At 70.7% G+C, this 8,452-nt stretch carries 1 protein-coding gene; it reads left to right on the forward strand.

Annotation, left to right across the window (positions count from 1 at the left end):
- Nucleotides 1-106: 106 nt before the first annotated feature.
- A partial coding sequence (locus tag IEZ15_RS42700) for a non-ribosomal peptide synthetase (RefSeq protein WP_189282325.1) occupies nt 107-8,452 on the forward strand: 8,346 nt, incomplete at its 3' end.

Below are 8,452 nucleotides of genomic sequence, written 5' to 3' on the forward strand. Positions count from 1 at the left end.
CGACGGTGAGCCGATCGAGCGGGTGCGGGGTCTATTGGGGGAAACGATCGGGGTGGATCCGGAGGAGGTGTGTGTCTGGGCCCGGTCGCGGGGCTGGGTTGCGGTGGTGACCGTCGCTACGGGCGGGCTCGACACGTTCGATGTGATCTTTGTGCCGGATGGCGTGGGCTCGGGCGTGGTGACGGGTGTGTATGTGCCGGTCGGCGGGCGGTCGCTTGCGGGGCTGGCGAGTGATCCCGTGCGGACGCGGGTGACGGGTGAGCTGGTGTCGGTGTTGCGTCGCCGGCTGGGGGAGCGGCTTCCGTCGTACATGGTGCCGGCCGCGTTCGTGGCACTGGAGGCGCTGCCGCTGACGGTGAGCGGGAAGGTGGACCGGGCAGCGCTGCCCGCCCCGGAGTACACCGCAGGAGCGTCCCGGGCGGCGCGGACTCCGCAGGAAGAGATCATGTGCGGTCTGTTCGCCGAGGTGCTGGGGCTGCCCGCGGTGGGCGTGGAGGACAGTTTCTTCGAACTGGGCGGGCATTCGCTGCTGGCGACCCGCCTGGTCAACCGCATCCGTGCGGTGCTCGGTGTGGATCTGGCTCTGCGGACGCTGTTCGATGAGCCGACCGTGGCGGGGCTGGTGCGGCACCTGTCGGACCCCAGTTCGCGTCCGGTGCTGGAGCGGCGGAAGCGTCCCGAGTGGCTGCCGTTGTCGTTCGCGCAGCGCCGGTTGTGGTTCTTGTACAAGTTCGAGGGCGCATCGGCGATGTACAACATTCCGCTGATGCTGCGGCTGACCGGTGAACTTGACGTCCCGGCGCTGGAGGCGGCGCTCAACGACGTGATCGCCCGGCACGAGCCGCTGCGCACGGTCTTCCCCGACATCGACGGGGAGCCCTATCAGCAGGTCCTCGCGCCCGAGGAAGCCCACCTCACCCTCACCACCGAGGACGCCGGGTCGGCGGAGCGACGGGAACGGCTCGTGCACGGCATGGCCCGGTACGGGTTCGAGCTGGACCGGGAGATCCCGCTGCGCGCGGCCCTGCTGACGGTCCGCCAGGAAGAGTCGGTGCTGATGCTGGTGATGCATCACATCGCCAGTGACGGCTGGTCGATGACGCATCTGGCCGAGGACCTGGTGGCCGCGTACGCGGCCCGTCGGGAGGGCGAGCGGCCGCAGTGGTCGCCGCTGCCGGTGCAGTACGCCGACTACAGCCTCTGGCAGCACGAACTGCTCGGCGAGGACACCGACCCGGACAGCCTGCTGCGACGCCAAGCCGCCTACTGGACCGACCACTTGCGTGGCCTGCCCGACGTCGTCTCCCTCCCCGCCGACCGGCCGCGGCCGTCCGAGGCGTCCCACCGCAGTGAGACGCTGCCGTTCGAGATCAACGCCTCGACGCATGCCGCGCTGCGGGAGCTGGCGCGGTCGTCGGACGCGACGCTGTTCATGGTGCTGCACGCGGGGCTCGCGGCGCTGCTGTCCCGGCTGGGCGCCGGGTCGGACATCGTGGTGGCTTCGCCGATCGCGGGCCGGACGGACGAGGGTCTTGACGATCTGATCGGCTTCTTCGTCAACACGCTGATCGTGCGGACCGACACCTCGGGGCGCCCGGCCTTCGCCGATCTGCTGGGACAGGTGCGGGAGACGAGTCTGGCCGCATACACCCATCAGGACGTGCCCTTCGAGTACCTGGTGGAGAAGCTCAACCCGCAGCGCTCGCCCGCTCACCACCCCCTCGTCCAGATCATGCTCACCCTCCAGAACACCGCGGAGGCCCACTTCGACCTGCCCGGTCTGCGGGCGCAGTTGGAGAACCCGGGACGGGGCAGCTCGCAGTTCGACCTGCTGCTGAACATCGGCGAGACCTTCGACGAGAACGGCAACCCCGCAGGGATCACCGGTTTCGTCGAGTACGCCACCGACCTCTACGACCCCGCCACCGTCCAGGTGTTCGGCGCGCGGTACACGCGGTTGCTGCACGCCGCAGTGGCCGGCCCCGACCGGCCGGTCGACACTCTCGACCTGCTTGCCCCGCAGGAGCGTCGGCGGCTGCTCGGATGGTCGGGCGCGCGTGACGCGGCCACCGTATCCGGCGCCGACCCCGTCGGCCCCGCGTCCGGCACGGCCCCGAGCCGCACGGCCCCGAGCCGCACGGCCCTCGAACCGCTCACCCTGCCCGGCCTGTTCACGGAAGCCGTACGGCGCGCCCCGGCGTCGCCCGCTGTCGTGTGCGGCGACGAGGAGCTGACCTACGCCGAACTGGACGCCTGGTCGAACCGCATCGCGTGGCTGCTGAGCGGCCAGGGGCTCGGACCGGGCCGGCGCGCGGCGCTGTTGATGCGCCGTGGGCCCGGTCTGCTGGCGGCGCTGCTCGGCGTGATGAAGACCGGCGCGGCGTACGTGCCGGTGGACCCGGACTACCCGGCTGAGCGGCGGGCGTACATGCTCGGTGACGCGGCACCCTCGGTGGTGCTCGACGACGAGTGGGCACGGCAGGACTTCGCCGACTGCCCCGACACCGGCCCCGGCATCGCCGTCGACCCGACGTACACCGCGTACGTGATCTACACCTCCGGCTCGACCGGCCGCCCCAAGGGCGTCGAGGTCACGCACGCCGGGATCGCAGGTCTGGCGGCGGCCAAGCGAGCTGCCTTCGAGCTGCGCCCCGGAGGCAGGGTGCTGCAGTTCTCGCCGTCCAGTTTCGATGCCATGGTCTCCGAGATGGTGACCGCCTTCGGCGCCGCGGCCACCCTGGTGGTGCCCGAGGAGACCGGGCTTGTCGGACTGGAACTGGGCGAACTGCTCCACCGCGAACGGATCACGAACGCGACCCTCCTGCCGTCCGTCCTGGCCACCTTGGAGGACACGTACGGGCCGGACCGGCTCACCGACCTGACCACGCTGGCGGTCGCGGGCGAGGCATGCCCGCCCGACGTGGCCGCGCGGTGGGCCCCGGGGCGCCGGATGATCAACGCGTACGGTCCCACCGAGTCGACCGTGGGCGCTGTGATGAGCCCGCTGCTGACGGGGCGGGAGACCGGAGCGGTCCCGATCGGCCGCCCCCTGCCGGGGCTGACCGCACTCGTGCTCGACGACCGGCTCGACCTCGCGCCGACGGGCGTACAGGGCGAGTTGTACGTGTCGGGAGCAGGCCTCGCGCGCGGATACGTCGGCCGCTCGGAGCTGACGGCCGAGCGATTCGTCGCCTGTCCCTTCGGCTCGCCGGGCGAGCGGATGTACCGCACGGGCGACCTCGCCCGCTGGAACGACGAGGGACAGCTCGAATACCTCGGCCGTGCCGACAACCAGGTGAAGATCCGTGGTTTCCGGGTCGAACCCGGCGAGATCGAGGCCGTACTGCGCCGCAGGCCCGAGGTGGCCCAGGCCGTGGTGACCGTGCACGAGCACCAGGACGGCGTCAGCCGACTGGTCGCCTACCTCGTGCCCGAAGGGGGGAGCGAACTGTCGGTGGCCGCGGTACGGGACGCGGCACGCGACCGGCTGCCCGAGTACATGGTGCCCTCGGCCTTCGTCGTGCTCGATGCCGTACCGCGTACACCGAGCGGCAAGCTCGACCGGGCGGCACTGCCCGCGCCGGAGTACGCGGTCACCCCCCAGCGGGCCGCCCGCACCCCGCAGGAGCAGGTCCTCGCCACCCTCTTCGCGGACGTGCTGGGTGTTCCGGTGGTGGGTGTGGACGACGACTTCTTCGATCTGGGCGGTCATTCGCTGTTGGCGACGCGGTTGGTGAGCCGGATCCGCAGGGTTCTCGATGTGGAGTTGCCGTTGCGGGCGTTGTTCGATGCTCCGACGGTGGCGGGGGTGGCGGGGCACCTGTCGGTGGGGGGTTCGCGTCCGGTGCTGGAGCCGCGTGAGCGGCCCGAGTCGTTGCCGTTGTCGTTCGCGCAGCGGCGGTTGTGGTTCCTGTACAAGTTCGAGGGTGCGTCGGCGACGTACAACATGCCACTGGTCCTCAGGCTCACCGGCGACCTCGACCGGTCGGCGCTGGAGGCCGCGCTCAATGACGTGATCGCCCGGCACGAGCCGTTGCGCACGGTCTTCCCCGACATCGACGGGCAGCCCTGTCAGCGGGTGCTGGATGCCACCGACGCACGGGTCGGGCTGTCGGCGGAGGACATCCCCGAAGGCCGGCTCGACGCACGGGTGGAGGAGTGTGTCCGCCACCGCTTCGAACTGGACCGAGAGATCCCCATCCGGCCCAGGCTGCTCAGCACCGGAGCGGATGTTCACGTACTGGTGCTGACGATCCACCACATCGCCGGCGACGGCTGGTCGCTCGGCCCGCTCGCGGACGACCTCAAGGACGCCTACACCGCCCGCCGCGCCGGTGAGCCGCCGAGGTGGTCGGCGCTGCCGGTGCAGTACGCCGACTACAGCATCTGGCAACACGAGCTGCTCGGCGACGACACCGACCCGGACACCCTCTTCGGCCGACAGACGGCGTACTGGGAAAGTCACTTGGCGGACCTGCCCGAGGTCGTCAGCCTCCCCACCGACCGGCTGCGGCCCGCCGTGGCCTCCCAGGACGGCGCCGAGGCCGCATTCACGATCGACGCCGCGACGCACGCCGCGCTGCGGGAGCTGGCCCGTTCGGCGGACGCGACGCTGTTCATGGTTCTGCACACGGGCCTGGCGGCCCTGCTCTCCAGGCTGGGCGCGGGGTCGGACATCGCGGTGGGCTCGCCCATCGCCGGACGCACCGACGAGGGCCTCGACAACCTGGTCGGCTTCTTCGTCAACACCCTGATCCTGCGCACCGACACCTCCGGCGATCCCGCGTTCACCGAACTGCTGGGGCAGGTCAGGGAGACCAGTCTGGCCGCGTACACCCACCAGGACATCCCCTTCGAGTACCTGGTGTCGAAACTCAACCCGCAGCGCTCCACCGCCCATCACCCCCTCATCCAGGTGATGTTGGCCCTCCAGAACAACGCGGACCTGCGCTTCGACCTGCCCGGCCTGCACACAGAGCTCCTCAACCCGGCCCCCGGCGGCTCGCAGTTCGACCTCACGCTCAACCTGATCGAGAACTTCGACGCGGACGGCACGCCCGCCGGTCTCACCGGCACGATCGAGTACGCCACCGACCTCTACGGCCCTGCGACCATGGACGCCTTCACCGCCCGCTGGGCCCGCCTGCTGACCGCCGCCGGGCAGGACCCGCATCTGCCCATCGGCGCCCTGGACATCCTCGGCGAGGACGAGCGGCGCCACCTCGCCACCTGGAGCGTCTCACCCCTCACCGCGGCCGAGGCGACCCTGCCCGAACTTTTCGAGACGCAGGTCCGGGCCACCCCGGGGGCGCCCGCACTGATCGACAGCGAAGGAACGGCCTCGTACGCCGAACTCGACGCACGGGCCAACCAGATCGCCCATTGGCTCATCGCTCAGGGCGTCGGTCCCGAGCGCACCGTCGGTGTCGCGGTCGACCGCTCCCGGACCCAGATCGCCGTGATCCTGGGCATCCTCAAGGCCGGAGCCGTGTACCTGCCGATCGACCCCGAATATCCCGCCGAGCGCATCGCATACCTGATCGCCGACGCCCGGCCCGCGCTGGTACTGGCCACCGGGCCCCTGGACGTCGCGGTGCCGCTCTTCGCCGTCGATGACCCTGCCGTCGTCGCAGCGTGGTCCAGCCGGCCGACCGCCGCACCCGAGGACAGCGACCGTACGGCACCCCTGTGCCCGCGCAACGCCGCATACGTCATCTACACCTCGGGCTCCACCGGCACTCCGAAGGGCGTGACCGTCTCGCACGCCGGCCTGGCGGGCCTGACCGCCACGGCCGAGCACTTCGGCCTCGCCGAGGGCAGCCGCATCTTGCAGTCCACCTCCTCCAACTTCGACGTGTCCGTGATGGAACTCCTGACGGGCTTCACCGTCGGTGCAGCCCTCGTCCAGACCGGTTCCGCGCACCTGGTGGGCGATGAGCTGGTTGCCGCGCTGGCAACCCACCGGGCCAGCCACCTCTTCGTAGCGCCGTCCGTACTGGCCGCCCTTCCGGCCGGCACCGAGTCCGCCCTGCCCGACCTCCGCTCCCTCGTGGTCGCGGGCGAGGCATGCCCGCCCGCCCTGGCCGAGCGCTGGTCCGCCGGGCGCCTGATGATCAACGCCTACGGCCCGACCGAGGCCACCGTCTACGCCACCACCAGCCGGCCCCTCACCGGAGCGACTGCCCCCATCGGCGAGCCGGTCGTCGGCGCCCGGGTGTTCGTGCTGGACGATCGCCTGGCCCCGGTGCCGCCCGGGGTTCCGGGCGAGTTGTACGTGACCGGTCCGGGCCTGGCACGCGGGTACGTGGAGCGGCCGGGGCTGACGGCGGAGCGGTTCGTGGCGTGCCCGTTCGGGGTGGCCGGTGGGCGGATGTACCGGACCGGCGATGTCGTGCGGTGGAACGCCGACGGACAGCTGGAATACCTGGGCCGGGTCGATGACCAGGTGAAGGTCCGTGGGTTCCGGGTGGAGCCGGGCGAGGTGGAGGAGGCGCTGCGGCGGTTGCCCGCGGTGGCACAGGCGGTAGTGGCACCGTTCGTCCACGGGGGTGAAACGCGGCTGGCCGCATACGTCGTTCCCGTCACCGATGCCGAGGCGACCGTCGCGTCGCTGCGTGCCGAACTCGGCGCGGTGCTACCGGGTTACCTCGTGCCGTCCGCCGTGGTCCTGCTGGACGCGCTGCCGCTGACGCCGAACGGAAAGATCGACCGGACCGCGCTCCCCACGCCCGAATACGCCGCCGGCCACACCGCCGCGGCGCCCCGGACACCACAGGAGGAGATCCTGTGCGGCCTGTTCGGGGACATTCTGGGGCTGCCGTCGGTCGGGGTGGAGGACAGCTTCTTCGATCTGGGCGGTCACTCGCTGCTGGCGACGCGGCTGGTGAGCCGGGTCCGGCGGGTGCTGGGGGTGGAGCTGCCGTTGCGGGTGCTGTTCGAGGCGCCGACGGTGGCCCGGCTCGTGCGCCGTCTGGACGCGGGTGAAGTGCGTCCGGCGCTGGTGGCGGGTCCGCGTCCGGAGTTCCTGCCGTTGTCGTTCGCGCAGCAGCGGCTGTGGTTCCTGCACAAGCTCGAAGGCCCCTCCGCCACCTACAACATGCCCTTCGCACTCCGGCTCACCGGCGACCTCGACCGGTCGGCGCTGGAGGCGGCGATCAACGACGTGATCGCGCGGCACGAGCCGCTGCGCACGGTCTTCCCCGAGAGCGCCGGCCGACCCTACCAGTGTGTCCTGCCAGTGGAAGAGACCCGTGCATTCCTCACCGTCGAGACCGTCACGGAGCCCGAGGTCACCCTCCGCATCACCGAGACCATCCGGTACGGCTTCCGCCTCGACCGGGACATCCCGATCCGCGCCCATCTGCTCGACATCACCGAAAGCCGTGACGCGGTGCTGGTGCTCGTGCTGCACCACATCGCGGGAGACGGGTGGTCGGCGGGTCCGCTGGCGCGGGACCTGGTGGCGGCGTATGCGGCACGGTTGGGTGGTGGGGCGCCTGGGTGGTCGGCGTTGCCGGTGCAGTACGCGGATTACACCGTGTGGCAGCACGAGGTGCTGGGTGATGTGGATGCCCCGTCGAGTGTGGTGGGAAGCCAGTTCGCCTACTGGGCCGAGAGGTTGGCGGGGTTGCCGGAGGAGGTGACGGTGCCGGGGGACCGGCCGCGTCCGGCCTCTGCCTCGTACGAGGGTGACGTCGTGCCCTTGGAGATCGGCGCGGACCTGCACGCGGGGCTGCGGGAGTTGGCAAGGACGGCCGATGTCACGTTGTTCATGGTCCTGCACGCCGGGCTCGCCGGCCTGCTGGTGCGGTTGGGCGCGGGGCCGGATGTCGTGGTGGGTTCGCCGGTGGCCGGGCGTACGGACGAAGAACTCGACGATCTCGTCGGCTTCTTCGTCAATACGCTGGTGATGCGGACGGATGTGTCGGGGGATCCGTCGTTCGGTGCGTTGTTGGGGCGGGTGCGTGAGGTGTGCCTGGAGGCGTATGCGCATCAGGACGTGCCGTTCGAGTTGGTGGTGGAGCGGTTGAACCCGGTGCGCTCTGGTGGGCGGCATCCTTTGTTCCAGGTGGCGTTGGTGTTGCAGAACAATGAGGAGGCGCGGTTCGGGCTGCCGGGGCTTGAGGTGCGTTCGGAGTCGTTGGGGACGGGGACGGCGAAGTTCGATGTGACGCTGAATCTGTGGGAGACCTTCGATGCGGAGGGTGCTCCGGCGGGGATCGATGGGTTCATCGAGTATGCGACTGATCTTTATGACCGGGGGACTGTGGAGTCTTTGGGTGGGCGGTTTGCGCGGTTGTTGGGTGGGGTGGTTGCGGATTCGGGTGTGCGGGTGGGTGCGGTGGATGTGTTGGGTGGGGTGGAGCGTGGGCGGTTGCTGGGGTGGTCGGGTGCGGGCAGTGCGCCGGGGGCGGATCCGGTGCCGGTGTTGTTGCCGGGGTTGTTTGCGGGG

The sequence above is a fragment of the Streptomyces atratus genome (assembly GCF_014648655.1).
Lineage (GTDB): Bacteria > Actinomycetota > Actinomycetes > Streptomycetales > Streptomycetaceae > Streptomyces > Streptomyces atratus.